The following is a 26,333-nucleotide window of genomic DNA, read 5'->3' on the forward strand; positions in this document are numbered from 1 at the left end:
CCCTAGACTTGATCCATGCCAGCGCCCTCTCCGTATGCCGACCGTCTGAGCCGACTGCCGGTCGTGCGTCATGAGGTCGAGGTCAGAGACGGGACGACCGTGTACTGGGAGTACGGTCCCTCCGACGCAGATGTGACAGTCGTCGCCGTGCATGGATTCCGAGGCGAGCACCACGGTCTCGAGCCGGTTCTCGCGTTCCTTCCCGAGGTCCGGGTGATCTCTCCCGACCTTCCCGGCTTCGGAGAGACGGCGCCCGTCGCCGGGCGCTCGTACGATCTCGATGAGTATGTCGCGTGGCTGACCGAGTTCGCCGCTGCGGTGGCCCCCGGGGCGGTGATCCTCGGGCACTCCTTCGGATCGATCGTCGCCTCCGCGGCCGTGGCGGCAGGGCTCGAGACTCCGCGGCTGATCCTCATCAATCCGATCGGCGCACCCGCCCTCGAGGGCCCCAAGGGCATCATGACGCGGCTGGCCGTGCTGTACTACTCGCTCGGGGCGCGGCTGCCCGAGCGGCTGGGCACTGCTCTGCTGCGGAATCGACTGATCGTCAGAGTCATGAGCATCACGATGGCGAAGACGTCGGACCCGCAGCTGCGACGTTTCATCCACGATCAGCACGACACCTACTTCTCGCGCTTCGCCGACCGCGATGTCCTGCGGGACGCGTTCGTGACGAGCGTGTCGCATGATGTGAGCGAATTCGCCCGCTCGATCCCGACGCCGACTCTGCTCATCGCCGCTCAGCGCGACGACATCACACCGATCGAGGTCGAGCGGGAGCTCGCCACCAGATTCGATGACGCGACCCTCGTGGAGATCGCCGAGGTCGGACACCTGATCCATTACGAGACGCCTGCCGAGGCTGCAGGCGCCGTACGACGATTCCTCAGGATTCCCGTCTCGCGAGCCCGATGAGGCCGGCAACGCGGAAGGGGATGACCTCGCCCATGGCCAGGGAGGTCTCAGTCCGCTCGACTCCGTCGATCGACAGGATGCGCGCATCGGTGTCGAACAGGTGGCGGGCGTCCCTGCACGCGACGCGTGCCAGCAGATCGATCGATCCGCTGAGTCCGTGCGCCTGCACGACCTCGGGAATGCGCGCCAGTTCGTTGATGATCCGCGGCAATTCGGTCTGACGCACGCCGATGCTCACGAACGCCTGAAGGGGGAACCCCAGCACGTCGGTCGAGAACGACCGCTCGTACGACTGGAAGATCCCTGTCTGCTCGAGTCGCGCCATGCGCGCCTGGATGGTGTTGCGGGAGAGTCCGAGATTCTCCGCCAGCGCCACGATCGTCACGCGAGGGTCATCGGCGAGTGCGGCGAGAAGTTCCAGATCAATGCGGTCAAGTCCGGCCATAGTGCCAAACGATAGCAGGCACGATGTACCCCAGATTTGGCAACATGCTCAAGCCGCTCTCGATTGCTTGAGCGAGGTGATGAGCGGACGTACTCTCAAGTGAACCGGCGCTGAGGCCGGGGCCGCGCGTAGAACCCGTGACGACGGCCACGAACGAGGAGGACGACGATGTCACCCCAGATCACTCCGATCGCCGACATGGCGCAGGATCTCGAACTCGCGGAGCGCATCCTCGCGCCGGACGGCGAGCGCGTCGCGAACACTCGTCTCGACGGGTTCGTCGCCGACGTCGACGGTGCCGGACTGCGCGCGCTCCACCGCGACATGGTCGTCCTCCGGCGCATCGACGCGGAGGGGGTGGCGCTCCAGCGTCAGGGCCAGCTGGGTCTCTGGGCGCCATGCCAGGGGCAGGAGGCGACCCAGATCGGAACCGCGAGGGCGCTCGCACCGCAGGATTACGTCTTCCCGAGCTACCGCGAAACGGGTGTCATCTATGCACGGGGCGCGCAGCCGGGCGACTTCGTCCGTATGTGGCGTGGTGAAGAGGGCGCGGGTCACGACCCCGCAGCACTCCGCGTCGCTCCGTTGCAGATCATCATCGGAGCGCAGACGCTCCACGCGGTCGGGTATGCGCTCGGCATCCGTCACGAAGATGCGGACGAGGTCGCCGTCACCTACTTCGGCGACGGTGCCACGAGCCAGGGAGATGTGAACGAGGCGATGATCTTCGCGTCCTCGTATCAGGCTCCGGTGGTGTTCGTCTGCCAGAACAACCACTGGGCCATCTCGGAGCCGGTGTCGGTGCAATCGCAGTATCCGATCGCCGGACGCGCGCCCGGCTTCGGCATCCCGAGCCTGCGCGTGGACGGCAACGACGTGCTGGCCTGCATGGCCGCGATGCGCTGGGCTCTCGCGCACGCGCGGTCCGGACAGGGCCCCGCCTACATCGAGGCCGTCACATATCGCATGGGGCCGCACACGACAGCCGACGACCCGACCCGCTACCGCAGCGACGACGAACTCCACGCATGGCGTGAGCGTGACCCGATCGCCCGGCTGGAGGCACACCTGCGCTCGATCGGCGAGCTCGACGACGACCAGCTCGCGGACACGCAGAGAGCGGCGGACGCCGCGGCTCGAGACATGCGCGCCGAGTGCCTGGGCATGGTGACGCGTCCTCCGCTCGCGGTGTTCGACGGCGTCTACGCAGAGCCGCACTCCGGCCTCGAGCGGCAGCGCGACGAGTACGCCGCGTACCTCGCGTCGTTCGACGGCGAGGCGTGAGCATGACTCAGATCACTCTCGGAAAGGCGCTCGGAGCAGGTCTACGACGGGCGATGCGCGACGACGACAAGGTCGTGCTGCTGGGCGAGGACATCGGCAAGCTCGGAGGCGTCTTCCGCATCACGGATGGACTCCTCGACGAGTTCGGGCCCCAGCGTGTCATCGACACGCCCCTCGCTGAATCCGGCATCGTCGGCATGGCGGTCGGGTTGGCGTTCCGCGGCTATCGGCCTGTGGTCGAGATCCAGTTCGACGGTTTCGTCTATCCGGCTTTCGACCAGATCGTCGCGCAGGTGGCGAAGCTGCACTACCGGACGCAGGGCCGAGTGAAGATGCCGATCACGATCCGCATCCCCTGGGCGGGAGGCATCGGTGCTGCCGAGCATCACTCGGAATCGCCTGAGGCATACTTCGTGCACACCGCAGGGCTCCGTGTGATCGCGGTCTCCAATCCGGAAGACGCCTACCGGAGTCTTCGCCAGGCGATCGCGTCGGACGACCCGGTGATCTTCTTCGAACCGAAGCGGCTCTACCACCACAAGGGCGATGTCGATCTCGACGCCCCGCTCGCGGATGCCGCACCCATGGGACTCGCGCGAGTCGTCCGCACAGGCGAAGATGCGACGCTCATCACCTACGGGGCCATGGTGACGACCGCGCTGCAGGCCGCCGAGGCCGCCGAAGACGATGGCATCTCGCTCGAGGTCATCGATCTGCGCTCGCTGTCGCCGGTCGACTACGACACCGTGGCGACGTCGGTCCGCAAGACCGGCCGTGTCGTCGTCGCGCACGAGGCGTCGCGAGAGGCCGGTATGGCGGCTGAGGTGATCGCGAGCGTCACGGAGCGCTGCTTCGAGTACCTCGAGTCGGCGCCGCTGCGCGTGACCGGACACGACGTCCCGTATCCGCCGGCGAAGCTCGAGAAATACCATCTGCCGGATCTCGACCGACTGCTGGACGCCGTCGACCGGGTGCTCGACCGTCCGAACAGCCTGACGGGAGCAGACGCGTGAACGCGGAGTTCAGACTGCCCGACCTCGGAGAAGGACTCACAGAGGCGGAGGTCGTCCAGTGGCTCGTCGCTCCCGGCGATGTCGTCGCGCTCAATCAGACTCTCGCCGAGGTCGAGACCGCCAAGGCGATCGTCGAGTTGCCTTCTCCGCACGCAGGCGTCGTCACAGCCCTGCATGCTGCGGCGGGGGAGACCGTCGCAGTGGGCGCGCCGCTGATCGAGTTCGATGTCGAGGGAGCCGACGACGCTTCGTCTGCCGCCTCGAATGGCGGCGGTGCTGAGGAGAAGGCGCAACCCAACCTCGTGGGCTACGGAGCTGCGCCATCAGCATCCGGGCGACCGGCCCGACGTGCCAGACGTGCGGTCGGCGGAGGGGCGGCGACCGACACGGCCGTGCTCGAAGCGGCGCCGCACGACGCGTCGCCGACCGTGAGCGTCGAGGTCGTCGCCGAGCGGCCGCGCTCCACTCCGCCCGTGCGTGCGTATGCCAAGCGTCTCGGGATCGATCTCGTGCTGGTGGCGGCGACGGTGGGGGACCGCGTGATCACCCGCGGGGATGTCGACGACTACGCGTCTCGCACGGCGACGACCGCAGAACAGGTCGATCCCGCGCCTCCCCGACCGCGGGTTCCGGACGATGCCGCGAGCCTCCGTGATGGCTCTCGGGAGACGCGGATCCCCATCCGCGGAGTTCGCAAGCACACGGCTGCGGCGATGGTCGAGAGCGCGTTCACCGCACCGCACGTCACGGTCTTCCACACGGTGGATGTCACGGCGACGATGGACCTCATCGCCTCGCTGCGGGGCGACCGCTCACTCTCGGAGCATCGGATCGGTCCGCTTGCGGTGGTGGCGAAAGCGGCCTGTCTCGCCTTGAGTCGCACGCCCGGGCTCAATGCCCGATGGGACGAGTCCGCGGGCGAGATCGTGCAGTTCGGATACGTGGACCTCGGGATCGCCGCAGCGACCGAGAGGGGACTCATCGTGCCTCACATCCGCGACGCCGAGTCTCTGACACTGACGGAGCTCGCCGATGCGGTGGCATCTCTCGCCGTCACCGCGCGGGAAGGACGCACATCTCCTGTCGAGCTGGCGGGCGGCACCTTCTCCATCTCGAACATCGGTGTGTTCGGCATCGACGCGGGCACCCCCATCCTGCCTCCGGGGCAGTCGGGAATCCTCGCCGTCGGCGCCGTCCGGCGCCTTCCGTGGGAGTACCGCGGTGAGATCGCCCTTCGCCAAGTGATGACTCTCAGCCTGTCGTTCGACCACCGCATCGTCGACGGGGCGGAGGGAGCGAGGTTCCTCAAGGACGTCGCGGACGTGTTGGAGGAACCGGGGAGGGCGATGCTGCTCAGGTAGTCGCTCGGAGCGCTGATTCCGCCATCGCGGCGAGCACTGTCGCGGTGGCGGAGCGCTGCCGGGACGCCGCGCGCGTGCTGTGCGGTGTCGAGTTGATGAGCCCGAAGCACGCTTGCACCCGCAGACGAAGCTCGTCGGCGTCGGCATCGACCAGAGGGCTCAGTGTCTCGATCCAGAGCTCGATGTATGCGCGCTGCAGCCGGCGGACCTCGGCATGATCCTGAGCGGCGAGATGCGCGACGTCCCGGTCATGCACTCGGATCACATCCGCGTGACCCAGCGCGAACTCCACGTGGAAGGCGACGAGCGCGCGGATGCGCTCCTCGGGTGTGGACCCGCCCGCTGCGACACTCGTGCCGCCCGAGACCAGGTCATCGCTCACCTGGACGAGCACGGCGCCGAGCAGCGCCTGCTTGCCGGCGAAGTGGCGGTAGACCGCCGGTCCGGAGACGCCTACGGCGGCGCCGATGTCTTCGAGGCTCACACCGTTGTATCCGCTCTCGGCGAAGAGTCGTGCGGCTTCTCGGAGGATGGCGTCAGACCGCTCCGCCTTGGCGCGGTCTCGCGCAGTGGGAGGGCTTGTCATCTCAGTTAATCCTCGCTAACCTGATGCGATCGGTTAGTGAACACTAACCGAGAAAGCATCGAATGCGCCAGGGCGATGACGCCGGCGCGATGTGGTCGAGGAGGACGTCACGATGCCCGCAACCCAGCAGTCTCTCGCTGCCGAGCTGCACGAACGACTGGCCGTCGCCGCTCAAGGGGGGCCGCAGGCATCCCGGGAACGGCACATCGCGCGCGGCAAGCTCCTCCCGCGTGATCGCGTGACCAGACTCCTCGACGAGGGCAGCCCCTTCGTCGAGATCGCCCCGTTGGCGGCCGACGGACTGTACGGGGGAGAGGCGCCAGCCGCGGGAGTCATCGCGGGGATCGGCCTCGTCCACGGCAGGCACGTGATGGTCGTGTGCAACGACGCGACAGTCAAGGGCGGAACCTACTATCCGCTCACGGTCAAGAAGCACCTGCGCGCACAGGAGATAGCGCTCGAGAATCGACTTCCGTGTCTCTACCTCGTCGACTCCGGCGGCGCCTTCCTCCCCAAGCAGGACGAGGTGTTCCCGGACCGCGAGCACTTCGGACGCATCTTCTTCAACCAGGCCAGGATGTCCGCGGAGGGGATCCCGCAGCTGGCCGCCGTGCTCGGTTCGTGCACGGCGGGCGGAGCCTATGTCCCCGCGATGAGTGACGAGACCGTCATCGTGCGTGGCCAGGGGACGATCTTCCTCGGCGGCCCTCCGCTCGTGAAAGCGGCGATCGGTGAGATCGTGTCGGCGGAGGAGCTCGGCGGCGGCGAACTGCACGCCCGGCGCAGCGGGGTGGTCGACCATCTCGCCGAGGATGACGAGCACGCACTCGAGATCCTGCGCGACATCGTCGCCACCCTGCCGTCGCCCCTCGCTCCGGTCTGGGACGTGGTCGAGTCGCGTCGGCCGTCCGAACCCGGCTCGCTCTATGACGTCGTCCCGGTCGACGTCAACACCCCGTACGACGTGCACGAGGTGATCGATCGGCTGATCGACGGCGAGACGTTCCGCGAGTTCAAGAAGGAGTACGGCACGACCCTCGTCACCGGCTTCGGGCGCCTGCACGGGCACCCGGTCGGGATCGTCGCGAACAACGGAGTGCTCTTCAGCGAATCCGCCCTCAAGGGCGCGCACTTCATCGAGCTCTGCGACCAACGCGGCATCCCTCTGGTGTTCCTGCAGAACATCTCCGGCTTCATGGTCGGATCGGATGCCGAGGCGGGCGGCATCGCGAAGGACGGAGCGAAGATGGTCACCGCCGTCGCCAGCACCCGCGTGCCGAAGCTCACCGTCATCATCGGCGGATCCTTCGGGGCCGGCAACTACTCCATGTGCGGACGTGCATACTCGCCTCGCTTCCTGTGGACGTGGCCGGCCAGCCGTATCTCGGTGATGGGCGGCGCCCAGGCGGCCTCCGTTCTCGGGACGGTGAAGGACGACCAGCTGACGGCTCGCGGACAGGCGTGGAGTACCGACGAGAGGCTCGCGTTCGAACAGCCCATCCGGGAGCAGTACGAGACCCAGGGTGAGCCGTACTACGCCACCGCGCGCCTGTGGGACGACGGCATCATCGACCCCGCCCAGACCCGTGACCTGCTGGGGCTCGCCCTCGATGTGGTCGCGCGAAGCCCTCTGCCCGAGCCGCGTTTCGGCCTCTTCCGGATGTGACCGCAATGACGAACAGTGTCCCCACCTCCCATCGTTTCGACAGCGTCCTCGTCGCCAATCGAGGCGAGATCGCACGCCGGGTCATCCGCACTCTCAGTGCGATGGGCATCCGCAGCGTCGCCGTCTACAGCGATGCGGATGCCGACGCCCCCCATGTGCGCGAGGCCGATCAAGCCGTGCGGATCGGCCCGGCGCCGGTCGCCGAGTCGTACCTCGACATCGATGCCGTCATCGCCGCAGCCCGCGCGACCGGAGCGCAGGCCATCCATCCGGGCTACGGATTCCTCTCGGAGAGCGTCGGGCTGGCCGAGGCATGCGCGGAGAGCGGCATCGTCTTCATCGGTCCGTCGGTCGACGCGCTCCAGATCATGGGAGACAAGGCGAAGGCCCGCGACCATGTCGTGCGATCCGGGGTCCCGGTGGTGCCGGGTTTCGATGCGAGAGGACTGTCGGACGCGGAGATCGCTGACGAGGCCGACGCTGTCGGCTACCCGCTGCTCGTCAAGCCGAGTGCGGGCGGCGGCGGCAAGGGTATGGAGGTCGTCGAGGCGGCATCCGGGCTCAGCGCCGCACTGGCGTCCGCTCGACGGGTGGCGCGTTCGGCGTTCGGTGACGACTCCCTGATCCTGGAGCGGCTCATCCGACGCCCCCGGCACATCGAGGTGCAGGTGTTCGGCGACGCTCACGGAACGGTGATCACCCTCGGCGAGCGCGAGTGCACGCTGCAGCGACGTCACCAGAAGGTGATCGAGGAGGCTCCCTCTGCGGGGATCCCCGAGTCGACGAGGGACCGACTCCTCGAAGCCGCCACGCAGGCCGCACAGAGCGTCTCGTACGTCGGCGCCGGAACCGTGGAGTTCCTCATCGACGCCGATCTTCCGGACCAGGTCTTCTTCATCGAGATGAACACCCGTCTGCAGGTCGAGCACCCCGTCACCGAGGAGGTCACCGGCCTCGACCTCGTCGCCCTGCAGATCCACGTCGCGGCAGGCGGACGTCTCGACCCTGCGCCGGGTCTGCACGGTCACGCCGTCGAGGCGCGCGTGTACGCGGAATCGCCGGAGCGCGGATTCCTGCCCTCGACCGGACGCGTGCTGCTGTTCGATCCGCCGCGCGGCGTGAGGGTCGATGCGGCCGTGGAGACGGGCAACGACGTGACCGGATTCTACGACCCGATGATCGCGAAGATCATCGCGTTCGCTGACGACCGGACCACCGCGCTCCGCCTGCTCGATGAGGCTCTGAGCAGGACCGTCGTGCTGGGTGTGGACACGAACATCGGGTTCTTGCGCACACTCTGCCGCGATGAGCGGGTCACGGCCGGGGACCTCGACACGGGACTCATCGAGACGCTTCTGCCGTTCGTCGAGGAGCCGCCATCGCCGACGATGCTGGCCGCCGCACGGCGAACCGTCTCAGGCACGGATGACGCGGTCGGCGCGACCAGGGCGAGTCAGCGAGCGGGCGCGGTGTGGCAGGACCTCACGCAGGACGATCGGCGCGAGATCTCCTTCCGGACCGAACGCGGCGAGGTCATCCCCGCGCCTGCATCCAGCGGCTCGCGGTCGCGCGCCATGGCTGCGGTGGACGACGACGGTGCGGTCTGGGTCAGCGAGGACGGACGCACCGTGCGCCTGGAGCCTCTCGATCGCCGAGCCCTGTTGCTGCACCGTCTGCAGCAGAGGGAGCAGAGCGAGTCCGCGAACGGTCCGGATGCGAGAGCCCCGATGGCGGGAAGCGTGGTGGCCGTGCATGTCCGCGATGGCGACGTCGTGACCGCCGGCACGCCGCTCGTCTCGATCGAGGCGATGAAGATGGAGCATTCGGTGCTGGCGCCCCAGGACGGGACGGTGCGCCTCATGGTCGCCGTCGGCGATCAGGTTCGACGCGACCAGCCGGTCGCGCACATGACGACGGAGGAGAAGTGACGATGCATGAGCTGACCGATGAAGAGCGCGAACTCGCGGCGATGGTGCGCGAGTTCGCCGAGACGGTCGTCGCGCCGCAGTCCTACGAGGCGGACCGCACGCACACGCTGTCGATGGACGTGGTCGCCCAGATGGGTGACCTCGGGCTGTTCGGCCTGCCGTTCCCCGAGGAGTACGGGGGTCAGGGCGGCGATTACATGGCGCTGGGCATCGCGATCGAGGCGCTCGGACGCGTCGACCAGTCCATCGCCATCACGCTCGAAGCCGGAGTCAGCCTCGGTGCGATGCCCGTCTTCCGCTTCGGCACCAAGGAGCAGAAGCAGGAGTACCTGCCGGACCTGCTCGCCGGCCGAGCGCTCGCGGGCTTCGGTCTCACCGAGCCGGAGGCCGGGAGCGACGCGGGAGCGACCCGGACCACCGCCCGGCTCGACGGCGACGAATGGGTCATCGACGGGTCGAAGCAGTTCATCACCAATTCAGGAACGCCCATCACGCGTTTCGTCACGGTCACCGCGGTCACCGGGAACGAGGGGGGCCGCAAGCAGATCTCGACCATCATCGTGCCCAACGGCACACCCGGTTTCACCGTCGAGGCGCCGTACGACAAGGTCGGGTGGAACGCGTCCGACACGCATCCGCTCAGCTTCACCGGGGCACGGGTCCCCGCCGGCAACCTCCTGGGTGAGCAGGGGAGCGGCTTCCGCAACTTCCTGAGCATCCTCGACGAGGGCCGCATCGCGATCGCCGCGCTGTCGACCGGCGCCGCGGAGGGCTGCCTCGAGGCAGCCGTCGAGTATGCGAAGAGTCGCACCATCTTCGGCAGCGCCCTCAGCACGCGACAGAACGCGCAGTTCACCCTCGCGCGCATGCGTGCCCGAGTGCACACGGCACGGCTCGCCTGGCACCATGCGGCACGGCTCCGTGACGCCGGGCGGCCGTTCGCGGAGCAGGCGGCGATCGCGAAGCTCGTGGCGGGCGAGGCCGCGATGGACAACGCCAGGGACGCGACGCAGATCTTCGGCGGCAACGGCTTCATGAACGAGTTCCCGGTGGCCCGTCACTATCGCGACTCGAAGATCCTCGAGATCGGCGAGGGCACCACCGAGGTGCAGCTCCTCGTGATCGCGCGAGCGCTGGGGCTCGCCGGGTAGCGTGGCAGGATGCCATCCGCTCAGCGAACCGAGGAGGTGAGGTGATCATGCACGACATCGTCCAGCGCGGTCTCTTCTTCGAGGAGTTCGTCACCGATGCCCGATATCTTCATCGCCCTGGGCGCACCGCGACCGAGGCCGACAACGTCCTCTTCACGACGCTCACGATGAACACCCAGGCGCTGCACCTCGACGCCGCCTTCGCCGACGGGCAGCAGCCGTTCGGTGCGCGTCTGATCAACTCGATGTGGACGCTCTCGACCATGGTCGGGGCATCCGTCGCGCAGCTCACGCAAGGCACCCTGGTGGCTCAGCTCGGGTTGGGCGAGATCGCCTTCCCGCATCCGCTGTTCGCCGGTGACACGCTGTACACCGAGAGCGTGGTCGTCGACAAGCGGCTCTCGACGTCGCGAGCGGGGCAGGGGATAGTGACCATCGCGCATACCGGACGCAACCAGGACGGCACAGTCGTCGCCACCGCGACCCGAACAGTGCTCGTGCACTGCCTTCCCGAGGGGGAACGATGAGCTTCGATCTCGGACCGGCACTGCTCTTCTGCCCTGCCGATCGACCCGAACGGTTCCGCGGCGCCCTCGAGAAGGCGGACGCTGTCATCCTCGACCTCGAAGACGCGGTCCTGGCCGAGGCGAAGGCCGCAGCTCGCGACAATCTCGTCGATGCCGACCTGGACCCCGATCGAGTGATCGTCCGCGTGAACGCACCGGGTTCCGACGCCTTCGTCTCAGACCTCGCCATGCTCTCTCAGACCGACTTCCGCACCGTGATGGTCGCGAAGACCGAGAGCGCTGAGAGCCTCACCGCTTTCGACGAGAGGTTCTCGTTGATCGCCCTGTGCGAGACGGCGAAGGGGATCCACGCGGCAGATCGCATCGCAGCACATCCGCAGGTCGTCGCGATGATGTGGGGCGCGGAGGATCTCGTCGCCTCCCTCGGCGGCACATCGAGCCGCACACCGGAGGGTGGCTATCGAGACATCGCGCGCTATGCCCGCTCCCGCGTTCTCCTCGAAGCGGGGGCACAGGGCAAGGGCGCCATCGACGCCGTGCACATCGAGATCGGCGATGTCGCAGGTCAGGAGGCCGAGGCTGTCGACGCTGCCGCGTCCGGGTTCGTCGCGACCGCGTGCATCCACCCGAGTCAAGTGGCGGTCATCCGCGCGGCGTACGCTCCAGACGACGCGACGCTCGAGTGGGCCCGCCGGGTTCTCGCCGCCTCAGCGAGCGAGCGAGGAGTGTTCCGCTTCGACGGACGCATGATCGACGAGCCCGTGCTGAGGCATGCTCGGTCGCTGCTCGGTCGCACCCGCTGATCGAACGATCTCCCGCGGTCGGTCGTTCAGACCAGGATCGCCTGGTCGATGAGACGCAGAGATCCGGGGGACGCCTCGAAACGGTGGGCGGAACCGTTCGCGAGCACCTCGCCGACGCGCGGCAGCGTGCCGCCGGAGACGTGGTTGATCAGTGACCGGATCACGCCGCCGTGCGTCACGACGATGACGGACTCCGCCACCGGTGCGGAGCGACGGCGAGCATCGCGGGCGATCGCGTCGAGGGCGACCAGCGCCCGTTCGGCGACACCTTCCAGGGTCTCCGCGCCGGGAACCGGCGAGAGCCAATCGCCGTACTTCTCGATGTAGTCGGAGACGAGCATGCCCTCGCCCTCACCGAACTCGCGCTCGCGCATGTCCGGCACCAGCACGGGAGCCCCGAGGCCCAGGCTTTCGGAGATGATCTCTGCCGTCTCCCGCGCCCGCTTCAGCGGGCTGGCGTAGATCGAGTGATGTGTCACGCCCTCGAGACGATCCGCGGCGGTGCGTGCGTCCGCACGGCCCTTCTCGTTCAGGGGGATGTCGGTGGAGCCCTGGATCCGTCGGGCGAGGTTCCAATCCGTCTGGCCGTGGCGGATGAGCGTGAGCAGAGTCATTCGAGGAGCTCCTGGATCGCGGGGAGCACGTCGCTGGTGCCTGCGGCGATGGTGGCATCGGCCCAGACATCCGCGCGCGTCGGCTCGCGGTTGATGATGATGAGGGGGATGCTGCGGCGTCGTGCGCGCTCGACGAGGCGCACGCCGGAGTTGACGACGAGGGATGAGCCGGCGACGATCAGCGCATCGCTCGCCCGGAGCAGCGACTCCGCGGCCTTGAAGCGCCCCTGCGGCACGTATTCGCCGAAGAACACGACGTCGGGCTTCAGCATCCCTTCGCACACCGTGCACACCGGCACGATGAAGCCGTCGGTGCTCTCGGGGAGCACGTCGCCGTCGGGAGCGAGCGCCACGTTCTCGGGGACGGAGATCCAGGGATTGCGCTCTTCGATCTGCACTGCGATGTCGCGGCGATCGAAGACCTGGCCGCACTTCAGGCAGAGAACCCTGCGCATGGTGCCGTGCACTTCGATGACGTGCGAGCTGCCCGCGCGCAGATGCAGTCCGTCGACGTTCTGGGTGATGACGCCGGTGACGTGTCCGGAGGACTCCATGGCGGCGAGAGAGAGATGGCCGGGGTTCGGCTCGGCGCGGGCGAACGCCCGCCAGCCGAGATGCCCGCCGACCCAATAACGACGCCGCGCCGTCTCATCGGCCAGGTACCGCTGGATCGTCATGGGATCAGTCCGGTTGCGCGACCCTTCGCCGCGGTAAGCGGGGATTCCCGAGTCCGTGGAGATCCCGGCGCCCGTGAGCAAGGCGATCTTCCGACCGCGCAGGAGTTCGGCGGTGCGAGCGATGGTGGTCGACAGTTCGACCGGACTCGATGCGCTCACAGGACCTCCCTCTGCGAGTCTACGGCGTGCGCAGGCCCGCTCGACGCGTCGCGGCCGACCGCGACGGCGACTCGGAGAGCGATGGCAGACTGGGGCTCGTGGAACTGCTGCGCGTGACGAATCCCGATGATCGACGACTCGACGACTATCGCGCACTGACCGACACCGCGCTCCGAAGTGTGAGCGACCCGGCCGGCGGGCTGTACATCGCCGAATCGACGAAAGTCATCGCGCGAGCCGTCGCTGCGGGGCATCGTCCGCGATCGGTCCTCGTTCAGGAGCGGCGGGTGGAGGACATCCGAGCGATCGTCGGCGAACTCGATGTACCTGTGTACGTCGTCCCGGACGAGGTGGCGGAGGCGCTGACCGGTTTCGCCGTGCACCGGGGCACGATCGCCTCGATGCATCGTCCTGACCTGCCGACGGTGCGTGAGGTCATCGACTCCGCCACGCTCGTGCTGATTCTCGAGAACGTCGGCGATCACACGAATGTCGGCGCCGCATTCCGTGCGGCCGCCGCGCTCGGAGCGGATGCCGTGCTGGTGTCTCCCGGGGGAGCCGACCCCCTGTACCGGCGCAGCGTGCGCGTCAGCATGGGAACGGTGTTCCAGGTGCCGTGGACCCGTATCACGGACTGGGCGTCCGCCGTCACCGACCTTCATGCCGCGGGGTTCGACGTCGCGGCCCTCGCGCTGAGCGACGACGCGGTGACTCTCGACGCCTATGTCGCGTCGCGTCCCGAGCGCGTCGCTCTCGTCATGGGATCCGAAGGCGACGGACTCTCACGCACCGCCCTCGACGAGGCAGACACCGTGGTGACGATTCCCATGTCGGGAGGCGTCGACTCGCTGAACGTGGCGTCTGCCGCGGCCGTGGCGCTGTGGGCGCTCGGACGCCGCTGACGGGATGAGATGAGATGGTCAGTCGGACGACGGGAAGATGATCGGCGAGGGCTCGGGACGTTTCGCGACGATGTGATCACCGGATGACTCATGGCGAAGACGCCGCAGCACCCACGGAACCAGATGCTCCCGCGCCCAGCCGAGGTCTTCGGAGCGCGCCTCCCGCCAGGTGCGCAGCGGAAGCGGCTCGGGCTGCATGGACTCGAGGTCGTTGGGCACGTTGAGCGCGCGCAGGGCCATGCGGGCGACCTCATGATGGCCCAGCGAGTTGTAGTGCAGACGGTCGTCATCGAAGAACCGCATGTCCTGCACGACCTTGAGCGCCCACTGGTCGGCGACGATGCAGTCGTGGCGCTCGGCGATCGCGCGGACGTTCTCGTTGTAGATCGCGACCTTGCCGCGGAACGCTCGGAAGACAGGAGTGAAGGCGGTGTCGATCCCGGTGAACAGCAGCACGGCGGCACCCGTCGATGACAGGCGTGCGACGGCGTCCTCCAGCTGGACGGCGATGGCGTCGGGGTCGGTGCCCGGACGGATCACGTCGTTGCCGCCCGCGCAGATCGAGATCAGGTCGGGATGCAGCGCCACGGCGGGTTCGATCTGGTCGCGCACGATCTGGGCGATCAGCTTGCCGCGCACGGCGAGGTTGGCGTACGCGAAGTCGTCGACCTGACGCGAGAGCACCTCGGCGACGCGGTCGGCCCAGCCGCGGTGGCTGCCCGGCTGCGAGGGATCGGGGTCGCCGATCCCCTCGGTGAACGAGTCGCCGATCGCGACGAACCTCCGCCAGGGGTGCGGATTCTCGTTGTCGAGTTCCGGGGTTCGGATCGAATCCGGGTCTGTCATCCAGCTCTCCTTCGCGAACGAACGCGGCCCATCTGGGGCGGCCACGCAGTGACCGAGCCTACTCGGGTGCGTGGGCTGTGGGGAGGACGCGCGCGGCGGATCGCGTGAGCGTGCCGAGTGTCGGCGGCAGCGATTATCGTTGACTCGATGCTTTCTCCGTCCTTCCCCCAGCGCGCCCCCTGGGGTACTGCGAACAAGCTGCGCGCCTGGCAGCAGGAGGCGCTCGAACAGTACTTCCAGGCGGATCAGCGTGACTTCCTCGTCGCGGCGACACCCGGTGCAGGCAAGACGACCTTCGCGCTCACCCTCGCGGTCGAGCTCATGCGCATGGGGGAGGTCAACCGGATCATCGTGGTCGCGCCGACCGAGCATCTCAAGACGCAGTGGGCCGATGCAGCAGCGCGGGTGCACATCCGTCTGGATCCCCGGTTCCGCAACAGTCATTGGGCGCCGGCGCGGCATTACCACGGCGCCGTCGTGACCTACGCGCAGGTCGCGGCGAAGTCGTCGGTCCACCGTCATCTGACCGAGGATGCGAAGACCCTCGTCGTCCTCGACGAGGTGCATCACGGCGGAGACGCCCTCAGCTGGGGTGATGCGATCCGAGACGCGTACGGGCCGGCGAAGCGCCGACTGCTGCTGTCCGGGACGCCCTTCCGCAGCGACACCGCACCGATCCCGTTCGTGGAGTACCACCCTGACGAGTCCGGTGCACGGATCTCCCGCACCGACTACAACTACGGCTACGGTCGCGCCCTGGCCGACGGCGTCGTCCGCCCCGTGCTGTTCCACATGTACGCCGGCAAGATGCGATGGCGCACGAGCACCGGAGACGAACTCGAGACGCATCTCGGGCAGGACAACACAAAGGACGTGACCTCGCAGGCCTGGCGCACGGCGCTCGACCCCGAGGGCGAGTGGATGCCGGCTGTGCTGTCCGCAGCCGATCGTCGTCTGACCGAGATCAGGCATCACGTTCCGGATGCCGGCGGCCTGGTGCTCGCGACCGATCAGACCGTCGCGCGTGCCTACGCCAAGATCCTGCACAGCATCACCGGTCAGCAGCCGACGATCGTCCTGTCCGATGACGCGACGGCCTCCGAACGCATCGAGAAGTTCAGCAACAGCGAGGACCGCTGGATGGTCGCGGTGCGCATGGTGTCCGAGGGGGTGGACGTGCCGCGCCTCGCGGTCGGCGTCTACGCCACGTCGTCGTCGACGCCGCTGTTCTTCGCTCAGGCCATCGGCCGATTCGTGCGAGCACGCCGCCGTGGCGAGGCCGCGAGCGTATTCCTCCCTCAGGTGCCGGTCCTGATGGGTCTCGCGAACGAGATGGACAAGCAGCGCGATCACGCGCTCGACCGTCAGTCGAAGGACGACGACGGGCTCGAGGACTCGCTGCTCGACTCCGCGAACCGCGAGGACGACGCGTCCGACGCGCTGACCCAGGAATTCAGCTATCAGGCGCTCTCGTCGGTGGCCCACTTCGACCGGGTCGTGTTCGAGGGCCAGGAGTTCGGTCAGCTGGCCGAACCGGGCACCCCCGAAGAAGAGGAGTTCATCGGCTTTCCCGGTCTTCTCGAGCCCGAGCACGTGCACGAGCTCCTGATGCAGCGACAGGCACGGCAGACGCGACTGCGAGAGACGAGAGAAGCCGAGGCGGGTCCCACCGAGACGACGACGCTCCCTGCGCCCCTGCACCGCACGCTGCGCGAGCAGCGGCAACTGCTGAACAGCCTCGTTGGGCTGTACGCCCGTCAGAAGGGCGAACCGCATGGTGCGGTCCATGCCGAGCTGCGCCGGATCTGCGGTGGACCAGCAGTCGCCCAGGCGACCGTGACGCAGCTGCAGTCCCGTATCGACGTACTCCGCAAGCGCGTCCGCTCCTGAACCCTGGCGTCGGTTCGGATACCCGAAAAGCTGGCAATACCGTCGCCGGGTGCGACTGAGACGGGCTCCCGAAGCTAGCGTTGAACGGTTGCCCCGAGAACGGGACCGTCGATCAGGAGACTTCATGACAGCCCCCGCTGCCGCCGAGCCCACCGCCGCAGACCGCCGCCGCTGGGCGCGGTACCTCGTCGAGGAACGCGCCGAAGGACACGTGTACCAGAAGCTCGCGAGCGGACGCACGGGGGAGGAGCGTGAGATCCTTCTCAGCCTCGCCGACGCCGAGCGGCGCCATGAGCAGCACTGGCTCGATCTGCTCGGCGCGGAACCGGGCCGATTGCCACGCGCCGGCGTCCGCTCCCGCCTCCTCGGCTGGATGGCGGGCCGCTTCGGATCCATCTTCGTGCTCGCCCTCGCGCAGAGCGCCGAGGCACGTTCACCGTACGACTCGGAGCAGTACGCGACGCCGGCGATGCGCGCTGACGAGAAAGTGCACTACGAGGTGGTTCGCGGTCTCGCTGCGCGGGGTCGGCGTCGCCTGTCGGGCTCGTTCCGCGCAGCGGTCTTCGGGGCCAACGACGGCCTCGTGAGCAACCTCGCGCTCGTGCTCGGCATCGGCGCCACGGGCGTCAGTTCGGGTTTCGTCCTGTTCAGCGGCATCGCAGGCCTGCTCGCCGGCGCGCTGTCGATGGGAGCGGGGGAGTTCGTGTCCGTGCGGTCTCAACGAGAGTTGCTCGCGTCGACGGAGGCCAACGAGGATGCTGCCGCATCCGCCGCCGACCTCGACATCGATGAGAACGAGCTCGCTCTGGTATACCGGGCGCGCGGGATCGGCCAGCAGGAGGCTCTGGGGCGCGCACGGCGCATCGTCGATGCCGCGCGCGCCGGCGTGGAACGCACAGCCACAGGGCCGGTCCACGTCCACGCCGGAGACGACCACGAGATCGTCGGCAGCGACTGGACCGCCGCGATCTCGAGCTTCCTGCTCTTCGCATCCGGCGCGATCATCCCCGTGCTCCCGTGGCTCTTCGGGCTCGAGGGGACCACAGCGGTGGTCGTCGCTCTCGTGCTCGTGGGCATCGCGCTCCTGTCGACGGGAGCGATGGTCGGCATCCTGTCCGGAGGGCCGCCCCTGCGTCGTGCACTGCGTCAGCTGGCGATCGGTTTCGGAGCCGCAGCGGTCACATACGTGCTCGGTCTGGTGTTCGGCGTCGGCGCGGTCTGACAGGCGCCGGCCGGACCGCGTCGGACAGGACTCGACGATCCACGCGAGTCCTGTCCGATGACACGGCGACATCGGAAACGAAGAAGGCCCCGGATATCATGTGGATATCCGGGGCCAGTGTGTGCGCGGAGGGGGACTTGAACCCCCACGCCCTTACGGGCACTACGACCTCAACGTAGCGCGTCTACCATTCCGCCACCCGCGCAGGTGTTGGATGTTCGTTGCCGAACGAAGATTTACATTAGCACGAGCTTCGGGGCACTCAGAAACCGACGGCGACGCCCGGGCGCGCCACGGCCTTTCGATAGCCTGGACTCCATGACTGACGTGTCTCTGCCCGAGGTGGTTCGCATCGCGCGCGACCTGATCCGATTCGACACCTCGAACTTCGGCGGGGGCAACGCGAAGGGCGAGCGGGAAGCGGCCGAGTACGTCGGCGCCTATCTGCAGGATCTCGGCCTGGAAGTCGAGTACTACGAGCCCATCCCGCGGCGCACGAACGTCATGGCGCGGGTGCCCGGACGCGACCGGAGCAAGCCGGCGCTCGTGGTGCATGGCCACCTCGACGTCGTCCCGGCCATGGCCGAGGACTGGACCGTCGATCCTTTCGCGGGCGTCGTCAAGGACGGCATGCTCTGGGGGCGGGGCGCCGTCGACATGAAGAACATGAACGCGATGATCCTGACGGCGGTCGGCGACCTGCTGCGAGCGGGCGAGCAGCCCGAACGCGACCTGGTGCTCGCCTTCTTCGCCGATGAGGAGAACGGCGGAGTGGAGGGATCGGCTCTCGTGGTGCAGAACCGCCCCGAGTGGTTCGAGGACGCGACCGAGGCGATCAGCGAGGTGGGCGGCTATTCGATCACGGTCGACGATCGCCGCGCCTACCTGCTGCAGGTGGGGGAGAAGGCGCTCATCTGGATACGCCTCGTGGCGAAGGGCCGCGCCGGCCACGGAAGCCGTCTCCACGACGACAATGCGGTCACGAAGCTCGCGGAGGCCGTGGCGGCCCTGGGTCGCACGCGGTGGCCCCTGCGACTCACTCCCACCACCGAGGCACTGCTGCAGGGCTTGAGCGATCTCACCGGGCGCTCCGTCGACGACCCGGATGCCCTCGCGGCGGCTGCCGGGCCCGCCGAGGCCTTCCTCCGTTCGTCGTTCCGCACGACGACGAACCCGACCGCCCTGTCCGCCGGATACAAGCACAACGTGATCCCCGAGCGTGCCGAGGCGCTGATCGACGTGCGGGTGATCCCCGGAACCGAAGACGACGTGCTCGCCGAGCTGCAGCAGATCGTCGGCGACGAGATCGAGATCCAGACGGTGGTGCGGGACATCGGCATGGAGACGCCTTTCGACGGCGAGCTCGTCGAGGCGATGGTCGCGAGTCTCGGCCGGCATGACCCCGGTGTGCCGGTCATCCCGTACCTGCTGGGTGCAGGAACCGACAACAAGGCGCTCGCGTATCTCGGAATCACCGGGTACGGGTTCGCGCCGCTGCGGCTTCCCGCAGACCTCGACTTCACCGGGATGTTCCACGGGGTCGATGAGCGGGTGCCCGTAGAATCGCTTGTCTTCGGTCAGCGGGTGCTGGCCGATCTGCTGCGCACGTATTGAGCTCTCGGCTCCACGTCCGCGCACCACGACTCAGAAAGCTCCTCCATGCACTTGTTCGAAGCGCTCATCCTCGGCATCGTCCAGGGACTCACAGAGTTCCTCCCGATCTCCTCCAGCGCCCATCTGCGCATCCTCGGCACCTTCCTGCCGTCGGGCGAGGATCCCGGCGCCGCGTTCACCGCGATCACCCAGATCGGCACGGAGGCGGCGGTCGTGGTGTTCTTCTGGCGCGACATCGTGCGGATCATCGCGCAGTGGTTCCGGTCGCTGACCGGCAGGGTCCCGCGCAGCGATCCGGATGCGCGCATGGGATGGATGATCATCATCGGCAGCATCCCGATCGTGGTCCTGGGGCTGCTCTTCCAGGACCAGATCGAGACCGTCTTCCGCTCCCTCTGGATCGTCGCGATCATGCTGATCGTCTTCGGCATCCTGCTCGGGATCGCCGACCACGTCGGCGCGAAGCGGCGCAAGCTCGATCAGCTCACCTACCCGCACGGCATCGCGTACGGCTTCGCGCAGGCTCTGGCGCTGATCCCCGGAGTCTCGCGCTCCGGTGGAACGATCACGATGGGACTCTTCCTCGGCTACGAGCGTGCCGCAGCCGCTCGCTACGCGTTCCTGCTCGCGATCCCCGCCGTGTTCGGCAGTGGCTTCTACCAGGTGTTCAAGAGCTGGGACGAGCCGTCGTTCTTCTCCTTCGGAGACACGCTCGCGGCGACGGGCATCGCATTCGTCGTGGCGCTCGGCGTGATCGCCTTCTTCATGAACTACATCTCGAAGCGGAGCTTCCTGCCGTTCGTGATCTACCGCATCCTCCTGGGCACCGTCCTCCTGGTGCTGCTGGGGACCGGCGTCATCGCGGCGTGATGACGAGGGCCCCGGCGACTACCGCTTGTGGTCGCCGGGGCCGTCGCCACGGCGCTTGAGATAGCGCTCGAAGGCCTGAGCGATGGCATCGCCCGACGCATCGGGGGAGTCCCACGTGTCGCGCGTGCGCTCGAGCTGATGGATGTACTCGGTCATGTCCTCGTCGTCCGCGGCGGCGGCATCGATCGATGCCTCCCAGGCGGCGGCCTCGGTGCGCAGATGGTCGCGAGGCACGTCCACGCCGGTCAGCTCCTCGAGCCGATCGAGAAGAGCGAGGGTCACCTTGGGCGACGGTGTGGCGGAGGCGACGTAGTGCGGCACGCTCGCCCACAGACTGGCGGTCGGAATGCCGGCGCTCTCGGCGAAGTGCTCGATGACGCTGAGAATTCCGACGGGGCCTTCGTAGAGCGAGCGCTCGAGGCCGTGCGCCTCGCGGACCTGCTCGTTCTGGCTCGAGGCGAAGATCGAGATGGGGCGGGTGTGGGGCACGTCGGAGAGCATCGCGCCGAGCGTCACGAAGCCCGTGATGTCGTCGCGGAGAGCGACGTCGATGAACTCCGACGCGAAAGCCTGCCAGGTGCGCGCAGGCTCCACTCCCGTGAGGATCCAGAACTCGGGGCCGGGACCCGGGTCGCGCGGGCGCCAGAGTCCGGCTTCGGGCCAGGTGAGCTGGCGACGCCCTTCGGCGTCCATCTTCGTCGCAGGGCGCGTGTACTGGTAGTCGAAGTACAGCTCCGGGTCGATCGAGTGCACGAGGTCGTAGTCCGTCGTCTCGCGCAGTGCGGCGACCGCGCCGCTCGCGGCTTCCCCTGCGTCGTTCCACCCGTCGAAGGCGACGATGACGATGCGTGAACCGAGGCCATCCATCGTGGGCTCCCTTCGTGGATTCCGGATCGGTATCCCTCCAGGCTAGTCCGACGGCGCGGGGACGGGGTGGAGCCACGGGTAACATGGTTCGGTGAGCAGACAGCCCCGCGCGATCCTCTGGGACATGGACGGAACACTCGTCGACACCGAGCCGTACTGGATGGCGGCCGAGACCGCGCTGGTCGAATCCTTCGGCGGCACGTGGACCCACGAGGATGCGCTTCAGCTCGTCGGCAACGGACTCATCGACAGCGCGATCATCCTTCAGAACGCGGGCGTCGACATGGATGCCGAGGCGATCATCTCGCTCCTCACCGACGGCGTGCAGGATGCACTGCGCACGCAGGGAGTGCCCTTCCGGCCCGGCGCCCGCGAGCTGCTGCAGGACCTGAGGTCAGCGGGGATCCCCACAGGACTCGTCACGATGTCGCTGCGTCGCATGGCGCTGAGCGTCGTCGACCTGATCGAGTTCCAGGCCTTCGACATCGTCGTCGCCGGCGATGATGTGACCAACCCGAAGCCCCACCCCGAGCCCTACCTCCACGCGGCATCCCTGCTCGAGATCGACATCGCCGATGCGGTGGTCATCGAGGACTCGCCGACCGGGCTCCGCGCGGGCATCGCATCCGGCGCCGTCGCCCTCGGCGTGCCGCATATCGTCTCGCTCGATCACGTGGGCGCGCATGAGCTGTGGCCGAGCCTCGAGGGGCGCACCGCCGCCGACCTGATCGAACTCTTCGACCGAAAGACCTCCATGACGGGAGCCACCCGATGACCGACACCACCTCACAGCGGCCGAGCGGGCCGTTCCGCGAGGGCGATCGGGTGCAGCTGACCGGCCCCAAGGGTCGCCTGCACACCGTGACCCTCCGAGAGGACGGCGAGCTGCACACGCACCAGGGCGTGCTCCGGCACCGCGACCTCATCGGTCTGCCCGACGGCTCAGTGGCCGCGAACAGCTCGGGACACGAGTACCTCGCGCTCCGGCCTCTGCTCCGCGACTTCGCGATGTCGATGCCGCGCGGCGCCGCGATCGTCTACCCCAAGGACGCCGCGCAGATCGTGATGCAGGCCGACATCTTCCCCGGTGCCGTCGTCGTGGAAGCGGGTGTCGGGTCGGGTGCCCTTTCGCTCTCGCTCCTGCGGGCCATCGGTCCGGTCGGCCGGCTGGTGTCGTTCGAGCGTCGTGAGGACTTCGCCCAGGTCGCACGGGGCAACGTCGAGACCTTCTTCGGCGAGACGCCGGACACCTGGGACGTCGTGGTGGGAGATCTCGCGGATGCGCTGCCGGCGGAGTTCCCGGCGGGCACGGTCGACCGTGTCGTACTCGACATGCTCGCGCCGTGGGAATGCATGGATGTCGTCGCCGACGCACTCACCCCCGGCGGCGTCGTGCTGTGCTACGTGGCCACCGCCACGCAGCTCTCGCGGGTGGCCGAGTACATCCGGAGCACGGGCCTGTTCACGGATCCCGAGGCGTCCGAGACGATGGTTCGCGGCTGGCACGTCGAGGGTCTCGCCGTGCGGCCCGATCACCGGATGGTGGCGCACACCGGCTTCCTCCTCACGGCTCGTCGGCTGGCGCCGGGCGCCGTGGCTCCTCAGGTGAAGCGCAGGGCATCGAAGAGCAGCTACGGCGATGCAGATGTCGAGGCGTGGACGCCGGGGGCTGTCGGCGATCGCGAGATCAACGACAAGAATCTGCGCAAGCGGGCGAGAGAGGCCGCGAAGGCCGCTGAGGGCGCCCGTCTCGCCGCCGGTTCGCGCGAATCCGAGCCACCGACGGAATAGACTGGAGCGCGTGCGTAAAACGTCCGCCGTTCTGGCAACCATCAGCCTCGCCGTCCTCACTCTGACCGGATGCGCCTCGGCGCCCTCGTTCGCCGGTGATGCGTGCGATCGGGCGGCGGCATCGACCGCATCCGTGAAGGATTCGGTCACCGTCGAGGGCGACCTCGGAGAGGCTCCGGACGTCACCGTGTACAGCCCGGTGAAGGCGGACGAGACGTCCTTCACCGACGTGGTGACCGGAGAGGGAAACACCCTCACCACCACCTCCCAGCCGATGGTGCTCGACATCGCCTTCTATGGCGGCGAGAGCGGCGAGAAGCTGTACGAGTCCGAGTTCAACGGCGACCCGAGCCGTGTGCACAGCATCTCCTACTGGGCAGAGCGGTCCGCCGGTCTCGAGACCGTTTTGGAGTGCGCGACCGGAGGCAGCCGGATCGTCGCGGTGCTGACCCCCGAGGACTTCGGCGAGGCGAATGTCGAGGCCTTCGGTCTCGAAGAGGATGAGAACGTGGTCGCCATCATCGACCTCCAGGATGTCTACCTCGCTCACGCCGAGGGCTCATCGCAGTTCAACGACGCCCGGGGCCTGCCGACGGTCGTCCGCGCTCCCGATGGCACCCCCGGAGTGATCATCCCCGACAGCGACGCCCCCACCGAGACCGTCACTCAGACGCTCATCAAGGGTGACGGGGAGAAGGTCGAGAAGGAATCGACCATCGTGACCAACATCATGGCGCTCGGATGGGACGACAAGACGGTCACCTCGAGCACGTGGGGTGCCGAGCCCAACATCGGCCCCGCAGCGAAGGAGCTCGTCGGCGCGACGGTCGGCTCCCAGCTCCTGGTCGTCGTGCCCGAGGCAGACGGAAACCCGGCGACCGCGATCGTGGTCGACATCCTGGGCGTCGTTCCCGTCCCGGAGCAGTGATGGCGGCCCGTATTCCCGCGGAGGAGCGCCTGACGAATCTCGTCGTGGCGCTCATGGCCACGGAGATCGGGCTCACGAAGCAGCAGATCCTCGACAACGTGTCGGGTTACCGTCAGCGCGCCGATGCGGGCGTGCGCTCGGATGCACTCGAGAAGATGTTCGAGCGCGACAAGGATGAGCTGCGCACTCTCGGCGTCCCCGTCGAGACGATCGGGGATCAGGCCGATCCGAATGACCTCCGCGAAGCGCGATACCGTATTCCGCAGGCGGAATACGACCTGCCCAGCGATATCGAGTTCACGGCCGCCGAGCTCGCCGTGCTGCAGCTGGCGGGGAGCGTGTGGAGCGCCGAGTCCGCATCCGGCGACGCCAAGGCCGGCGTGCGCAAGATCCGGGCGCTCGGGATCGACGGCGACGAACCGATCATCGGGTTCGCGCCGCGGATCACCGCGCGCGATGCCGCTTTCCCTCCATTGCAGGATGCGATCGAGAAGAGCCGCGTGGTCGTCTTCGACTACCTCAAGCCGGGGGAGGGCGCACCGCGGCGCCGCAGCATCCGCCCGCTCGCGCTCGTCGACTATGAAGCGAGATGGCACGTGTTCGGCGTCGATGTGGACATCGAGCAGGACCGCATGTTCCTGCTCAGCAGGATCGTCGGCGATGTGAAGATCACGGCGAAGGCATTCGACCCTGCGCTGCGCGAGGGCGCGGGGGAGCGTGCCCTGGCCGGTCTCGAGCGCGTCGCCGCTCAGAACTCTGCGCTGCTCGAGGTCACACCCGGCACCGAGGCGTCGCTGCGGCTCGGCCGCCGGGCGACTCCGGCGGCGACCCAGGGCATCCTCGTCCCGTTCGTGGACCTGCACATCTTCGCCGACGAGCTCGCGTCGTACGGTCCCGAGGTGCGGGTTGTCGAGCCTGCGGAGCTCCGCTCGGCCGTCGTCGATCGCCTGACCGCGGTCGTGGCGACGAATTCGGATGAGGGGGAGGTCCGATGAGCGCCCAAGGCAAGCCGCTGCTCGCCGCTGACCGAGTCCGCGTCTATCTGACTCTGGTGCCCTATCTCCTCGAGCACGGACAGGTCTCGCTCGCCGAGGCGGCTGCCGAGTTCGGTGTGACCTCGACGGAGATGCGGCAGATGGTCGAGAAGCTCACGGTCATCGGCCTGCCCGGTGATTCCGGCTTCTGGCAGCAGCCGCAGGAGATGTTCGACATCAACTGGGACCTCCTCGACGAAGAGGACATCATCGAGATCACCAACGATGTCGCTCTGCGCCGGGTTCCTCGATTCACGGCCCGAGAAGCCGCCGCGCTCCTCGCGGGCCTGCAGATGGTCGCGGCCGTGCCGGCGGTCTCCGACTCGGGATTGGTCAGCGGCCTCATCTCGAAGCTCTCGCGGGGCGCGGCCGATGCGCCGGCCGAGGTCGTCGTCGCACCCAGCGCCGTCGACGAGGTCCGCCAGGTGGTGTCGAGGGCCGTGCAGAACGGCGTCGCCGTGTCGTTCACGTATCAGGCTCCCGATGCCGCGCCCACGACGCGCACCGTGGATCCCGTGCAGGTGCTCATCACCAACGCGCAGTGGTACCTGCAGGGGTGGTGCCACATGCGACAGGCCATGCGCACCTTCCACCTGGATCGCGTGAGCGATGCCCGGCTGACCGACATCCCGATCACGCACGCGGGCGAGCACGTCCCTGAGGCCTTCTCGGCCGTCGAGGACGAGGGGGAGGTGCGAGTGCGGGTGCCCGAGCGGATGGCGCCCCTGCTCGGGGACTTCCTGACGGCCGACAACTCCGACGTCAGCGATGGGATCGTCACAGTTCGGCTGCATCTCGCAGACCCTCGGGGAGTGAAGCGACTGGCGGCGAAGTTCGGCGGCGCCCTCGAAGTGGTGGATCCCGGGGTCGCTCGAACTGCCGCGCGGGAATGGGCTGCGGCCGGACTCGCCCTGTATCGCCACCCCGAAGGCGACAACGCCCGTTAGACTTTCACCAAACGACGAAGGAGAATCATGGGCGCTTTCGGTTGGCCACATCTGCTGATCATCCTCGCCGTCATCCTGCTGCTCTTCGGTGCGGCGAAGCTGCCGGCACTGGCGAAGAGCCTCGGTCAGTCCGCCCGGGTGTTCAAGGGCGAGATGAAGGCGATGAAGAACGAGGACGCGACTGATGCCGCAGATCCGGCATCCCCGACCACCACGACCTCGGTCGCAGACACCACGGTGACGGCTCGCGACACGGATCCGGGTCAGCCTCCTCGATCCGCCTAGTTCGTGTC

Annotated in this window: 26 protein-coding genes and 1 tRNA gene; 20 read left to right on the forward strand and 7 right to left on the reverse strand. The window is 68.0% G+C overall.

The annotated features are described in order from the left end of the window. Positions 1-15 precede the first annotated feature (15 nt). Positions 16-915 carry an alpha/beta fold hydrolase gene (locus BEP68_RS07225; RefSeq protein WP_187249626.1) on the forward strand — a complete coding sequence of 300 codons (900 nt, stop codon included), beginning with the start codon at positions 16-18 and terminating at the stop codon, positions 913-915. On the opposite strand, the gene BEP68_RS07230 is transcribed toward BEP68_RS07225, so the two are convergent. Next, the gene (locus BEP68_RS07230; protein ID WP_053096043.1) at positions 887-1,360 is read right to left on the reverse strand and encodes an Lrp/AsnC family transcriptional regulator; all 474 of its coding nucleotides are present in this window, start codon (positions 1,358-1,360) and stop codon (positions 887-889) included. The two genes, BEP68_RS07225 and BEP68_RS07230, sit on opposite strands and share 29 nt — an antisense overlap. Positions 1,361-1,528: 168 nt before the next feature. Here BEP68_RS07230 and pdhA point away from each other — a divergent pair, with 168 nt between their 5' ends. From pdhA to BEP68_RS07245, 3 genes are read left to right on the forward strand one after another with little or no spacing between them, the layout of a single operon-like run. Then, the gene (pdhA, locus tag BEP68_RS07235; RefSeq protein WP_187249627.1) at positions 1,529-2,644 is read left to right on the forward strand and encodes a pyruvate dehydrogenase (acetyl-transferring) E1 component subunit alpha; all 1,116 of its coding nucleotides are present in this window, start codon (positions 1,529-1,531) and stop codon (positions 2,642-2,644) included. 2 nt (positions 2,645-2,646) lie between these two features. Beyond that, complete coding sequence (locus tag BEP68_RS07240; protein ID WP_187249628.1) at positions 2,647-3,657, forward strand: alpha-ketoacid dehydrogenase subunit beta; 1,011 nt, start codon at positions 2,647-2,649, stop codon at positions 3,655-3,657. After that, positions 3,654-5,018: a dihydrolipoamide acetyltransferase family protein gene (locus BEP68_RS07245; protein WP_187249629.1), complete on the forward strand. Its 1,365-nt coding sequence runs from the start codon at positions 3,654-3,656 to the stop codon at positions 5,016-5,018. Before BEP68_RS07240 ends, BEP68_RS07245 begins: the two co-directional genes overlap by 4 nt. Here the strand turns inward: BEP68_RS07245 and BEP68_RS07250 are convergent. Further along, positions 5,011-5,604: a TetR/AcrR family transcriptional regulator gene (locus BEP68_RS07250; protein ID WP_053096047.1), complete on the reverse strand. Its 594-nt coding sequence runs from the start codon at positions 5,602-5,604 to the stop codon at positions 5,011-5,013. The genes BEP68_RS07245 and BEP68_RS07250 overlap by 8 nt on opposite strands. 112 nt (positions 5,605-5,716) lie before the next feature. On the opposite strand from BEP68_RS07250, the gene BEP68_RS07255 reads away from it, so the two are divergent. From BEP68_RS07255 to BEP68_RS07275, 5 genes are read left to right on the forward strand one after another with little or no spacing between them, the layout of a single operon-like run. Beyond that, the gene (locus tag BEP68_RS07255; protein WP_187249630.1) at positions 5,717-7,270 is read left to right on the forward strand and encodes a carboxyl transferase domain-containing protein; all 1,554 of its coding nucleotides are present in this window, start codon (positions 5,717-5,719) and stop codon (positions 7,268-7,270) included. A 5-nt stretch (positions 7,271-7,275) separates the two neighbouring features. Further along, complete coding sequence (locus BEP68_RS07260) at positions 7,276-9,198, forward strand: acetyl/propionyl/methylcrotonyl-CoA carboxylase subunit alpha (RefSeq protein ID WP_187249631.1); 1,923 nt, start codon at positions 7,276-7,278, stop codon at positions 9,196-9,198. 2 nt (positions 9,199-9,200) lie between these two features. Then, a complete protein-coding gene (locus BEP68_RS07265) occupies positions 9,201-10,349 on the forward strand; it encodes an acyl-CoA dehydrogenase family protein (protein WP_187249632.1) in 1,149 nt (382 codons plus the stop codon). A gap of 47 nt (positions 10,350-10,396) precedes the next feature. Then, entirely contained in the window at positions 10,397-10,876 is a 480-nt protein-coding gene (locus BEP68_RS07270) for a MaoC family dehydratase (protein WP_056279055.1), read from the forward strand. Beyond that, entirely contained in the window at positions 10,873-11,679 is an 807-nt protein-coding gene (locus tag BEP68_RS07275) for an HpcH/HpaI aldolase/citrate lyase family protein (protein WP_056278712.1), read from the forward strand. Before BEP68_RS07270 ends, BEP68_RS07275 begins: the two co-directional genes overlap by 4 nt. A 26-nt stretch (positions 11,680-11,705) precedes the next feature. Here the strand turns inward: BEP68_RS07275 and BEP68_RS07280 are convergent, their stop codons facing one another. Then, positions 11,706-12,293, reverse strand: a complete 588-nt coding sequence (locus BEP68_RS07280) for a histidine phosphatase family protein (protein ID WP_053096051.1) — start codon at positions 12,291-12,293, stop codon at positions 11,706-11,708. Continuing rightward, on the reverse strand, positions 12,290-13,129 hold the full coding sequence (locus BEP68_RS07285; protein WP_053096052.1) for a Sir2 family NAD-dependent protein deacetylase: 840 nt from the start codon (positions 13,127-13,129) through the stop codon (positions 12,290-12,292). Before BEP68_RS07285 ends, BEP68_RS07280 begins: the two co-directional genes overlap by 4 nt. Positions 13,130-13,227: 98 nt before the next feature. On the opposite strand from BEP68_RS07285, the gene BEP68_RS07290 reads away from it, so the two are divergent. Continuing rightward, positions 13,228-14,031 carry a TrmH family RNA methyltransferase gene (locus BEP68_RS07290; protein WP_072592278.1) on the forward strand — a complete coding sequence of 268 codons (804 nt, stop codon included), beginning with the start codon at positions 13,228-13,230 and terminating at the stop codon, positions 14,029-14,031. 18 nt (positions 14,032-14,049) lie between these two features. Here BEP68_RS07290 and BEP68_RS07295 read toward each other — a convergent pair whose 3' ends face one another. Beyond that, positions 14,050-14,877, reverse strand: a complete 828-nt coding sequence (locus BEP68_RS07295) for an SGNH/GDSL hydrolase family protein (RefSeq protein ID WP_187249633.1) — start codon at positions 14,875-14,877, stop codon at positions 14,050-14,052. Positions 14,878-15,024: 147 nt separating this feature from the next. Here BEP68_RS07295 and BEP68_RS07300 point away from each other — a divergent pair, with 147 nt between their 5' ends. Beyond that, on the forward strand, positions 15,025-16,767 hold the full coding sequence (locus tag BEP68_RS07300; protein WP_072591269.1) for a DEAD/DEAH box helicase: 1,743 nt from the start codon (positions 15,025-15,027) through the stop codon (positions 16,765-16,767). A 124-nt stretch (positions 16,768-16,891) separates the two neighbouring features. Next, positions 16,892-17,989 (forward strand): VIT1/CCC1 transporter family protein, encoded by a 1,098-nt coding sequence (locus BEP68_RS07305; RefSeq protein WP_187249634.1) that lies wholly within the window; start codon positions 16,892-16,894, stop codon positions 17,987-17,989. Positions 17,990-18,111: 122 nt separating this feature from the next. Here the strand turns inward: BEP68_RS07305 and BEP68_RS07310 are convergent. Then, positions 18,112-18,194: transfer RNA gene (locus BEP68_RS07310), tRNA-Leu, on the reverse strand. 113 nt (positions 18,195-18,307) lie between these two features. On the opposite strand from BEP68_RS07310, the gene BEP68_RS07315 reads away from it, so the two are divergent. Together BEP68_RS07315 and BEP68_RS07320 are read left to right on the forward strand one after the other, a co-directional pair. After that, positions 18,308-19,603, forward strand: a complete 1,296-nt coding sequence (locus tag BEP68_RS07315; RefSeq protein WP_187249635.1) for a M20/M25/M40 family metallo-hydrolase — start codon at positions 18,308-18,310, stop codon at positions 19,601-19,603. 45 nt (positions 19,604-19,648) lie between these two features. After that, the gene (locus BEP68_RS07320) at positions 19,649-20,473 is read left to right on the forward strand and encodes an undecaprenyl-diphosphate phosphatase (protein ID WP_053096057.1); all 825 of its coding nucleotides are present in this window, start codon (positions 19,649-19,651) and stop codon (positions 20,471-20,473) included. Between the two features lie 18 nt (positions 20,474-20,491). Here BEP68_RS07320 and BEP68_RS07325 read toward each other — a convergent pair whose 3' ends face one another. Continuing rightward, complete coding sequence (locus BEP68_RS07325) at positions 20,492-21,340, reverse strand: PAC2 family protein (RefSeq protein WP_053096058.1); 849 nt, start codon at positions 21,338-21,340, stop codon at positions 20,492-20,494. A 91-nt stretch (positions 21,341-21,431) separates the two neighbouring features. On the opposite strand from BEP68_RS07325, the gene BEP68_RS07330 reads away from it, so the two are divergent. The 6 genes from BEP68_RS07330 to tatA are packed head-to-tail and all read left to right on the forward strand — an operon-like array spanning position 21,432 to position 26,325. Further along, positions 21,432-22,115, forward strand: coding sequence for an HAD family hydrolase (locus BEP68_RS07330; RefSeq protein ID WP_072591272.1), 684 nt, complete (start codon positions 21,432-21,434; stop codon positions 22,113-22,115). Then, positions 22,112-23,131: a tRNA (adenine-N1)-methyltransferase gene (locus tag BEP68_RS07335; protein WP_053096060.1), complete on the forward strand. Its 1,020-nt coding sequence runs from the start codon at positions 22,112-22,114 to the stop codon at positions 23,129-23,131. The genes BEP68_RS07330 and BEP68_RS07335 overlap by 4 nt, the downstream gene beginning before the upstream one ends. Before the next feature lie 10 nt (positions 23,132-23,141). After that, positions 23,142-24,059, forward strand: a complete 918-nt coding sequence (locus BEP68_RS07340) for a hypothetical protein (protein WP_187249636.1) — start codon at positions 23,142-23,144, stop codon at positions 24,057-24,059. Beyond that, positions 24,059-25,054, forward strand: a complete 996-nt coding sequence (locus BEP68_RS07345; protein ID WP_187249637.1) for a helix-turn-helix transcriptional regulator — start codon at positions 24,059-24,061, stop codon at positions 25,052-25,054. Before BEP68_RS07340 ends, BEP68_RS07345 begins: the two co-directional genes overlap by 1 nt. Next, the gene (locus BEP68_RS07350) at positions 25,051-26,040 is read left to right on the forward strand and encodes a helix-turn-helix transcriptional regulator (RefSeq protein ID WP_053096063.1); all 990 of its coding nucleotides are present in this window, start codon (positions 25,051-25,053) and stop codon (positions 26,038-26,040) included. Before BEP68_RS07345 ends, BEP68_RS07350 begins: the two co-directional genes overlap by 4 nt. A 27-nt stretch (positions 26,041-26,067) precedes the next feature. Beyond that, entirely contained in the window at positions 26,068-26,325 is a 258-nt protein-coding gene (tatA, locus tag BEP68_RS07355; RefSeq protein WP_053096064.1) for a Sec-independent protein translocase subunit TatA, read from the forward strand. Positions 26,326-26,333: the final 8 nt, after the last annotated feature.

The organism is Microbacterium sp. 4-7, assembly GCF_014332665.1.
Lineage (GTDB): Bacteria > Actinomycetota > Actinomycetes > Actinomycetales > Microbacteriaceae > Microbacterium.

What these genes read in the sequence shown, in the direction of transcription:
- BEP68_RS07225 (WP_187249626.1), top strand. Translation starts at nt 16, where the DNA reads ATGCCAGCGCCCTCTCCGTATGCCGACCGTCTGAGCCGACTGCCGGTC.
- BEP68_RS07230 (WP_053096043.1), bottom strand. Translation starts at nt 1,360, where the DNA reads ATGGCCGGACTTGACCGCATTGATCTGGAACTTCTCGCCGCACTCGCC.
- pdhA (WP_187249627.1), top strand. Translation starts at nt 1,529, where the DNA reads ATGTCACCCCAGATCACTCCGATCGCCGACATGGCGCAGGATCTCGAA.
- BEP68_RS07240 (WP_187249628.1), top strand. Translation starts at nt 2,647, where the DNA reads ATGACTCAGATCACTCTCGGAAAGGCGCTCGGAGCAGGTCTACGACGG.
- BEP68_RS07250 (WP_053096047.1), bottom strand. Translation starts at nt 5,604, where the DNA reads ATGACAAGCCCTCCCACTGCGCGAGACCGCGCCAAGGCGGAGCGGTCT.
- BEP68_RS07255 (WP_187249630.1), top strand. Translation starts at nt 5,717, where the DNA reads ATGCCCGCAACCCAGCAGTCTCTCGCTGCCGAGCTGCACGAACGACTG.
- BEP68_RS07260 (WP_187249631.1), top strand. Translation starts at nt 7,276, where the DNA reads ATGACGAACAGTGTCCCCACCTCCCATCGTTTCGACAGCGTCCTCGTC.
- BEP68_RS07265 (WP_187249632.1), top strand. Translation starts at nt 9,201, where the DNA reads ATGCATGAGCTGACCGATGAAGAGCGCGAACTCGCGGCGATGGTGCGC.
- BEP68_RS07270 (WP_056279055.1), top strand. Translation starts at nt 10,397, where the DNA reads ATGCACGACATCGTCCAGCGCGGTCTCTTCTTCGAGGAGTTCGTCACC.
- BEP68_RS07275 (WP_056278712.1), top strand. Translation starts at nt 10,873, where the DNA reads ATGAGCTTCGATCTCGGACCGGCACTGCTCTTCTGCCCTGCCGATCGA.
- BEP68_RS07280 (WP_053096051.1), bottom strand. Translation starts at nt 12,293, where the DNA reads ATGACTCTGCTCACGCTCATCCGCCACGGCCAGACGGATTGGAACCTC.
- BEP68_RS07295 (WP_187249633.1), bottom strand. Translation starts at nt 14,877, where the DNA reads ATGACAGACCCGGATTCGATCCGAACCCCGGAACTCGACAACGAGAAT.
- BEP68_RS07300 (WP_072591269.1), top strand. Translation starts at nt 15,025, where the DNA reads ATGCTTTCTCCGTCCTTCCCCCAGCGCGCCCCCTGGGGTACTGCGAAC.
- BEP68_RS07305 (WP_187249634.1), top strand. Translation starts at nt 16,892, where the DNA reads ATGACAGCCCCCGCTGCCGCCGAGCCCACCGCCGCAGACCGCCGCCGC.
- BEP68_RS07315 (WP_187249635.1), top strand. Translation starts at nt 18,308, where the DNA reads ATGACTGACGTGTCTCTGCCCGAGGTGGTTCGCATCGCGCGCGACCTG.
- BEP68_RS07320 (WP_053096057.1), top strand. Translation starts at nt 19,649, where the DNA reads ATGCACTTGTTCGAAGCGCTCATCCTCGGCATCGTCCAGGGACTCACA.
- BEP68_RS07325 (WP_053096058.1), bottom strand. Translation starts at nt 21,340, where the DNA reads ATGGATGGCCTCGGTTCACGCATCGTCATCGTCGCCTTCGACGGGTGG.
- BEP68_RS07335 (WP_053096060.1), top strand. Translation starts at nt 22,112, where the DNA reads ATGACCGACACCACCTCACAGCGGCCGAGCGGGCCGTTCCGCGAGGGC.
- BEP68_RS07345 (WP_187249637.1), top strand. Translation starts at nt 24,059, where the DNA reads ATGGCGGCCCGTATTCCCGCGGAGGAGCGCCTGACGAATCTCGTCGTG.
- BEP68_RS07350 (WP_053096063.1), top strand. Translation starts at nt 25,051, where the DNA reads ATGAGCGCCCAAGGCAAGCCGCTGCTCGCCGCTGACCGAGTCCGCGTC.
- tatA (WP_053096064.1), top strand. Translation starts at nt 26,068, where the DNA reads ATGGGCGCTTTCGGTTGGCCACATCTGCTGATCATCCTCGCCGTCATC.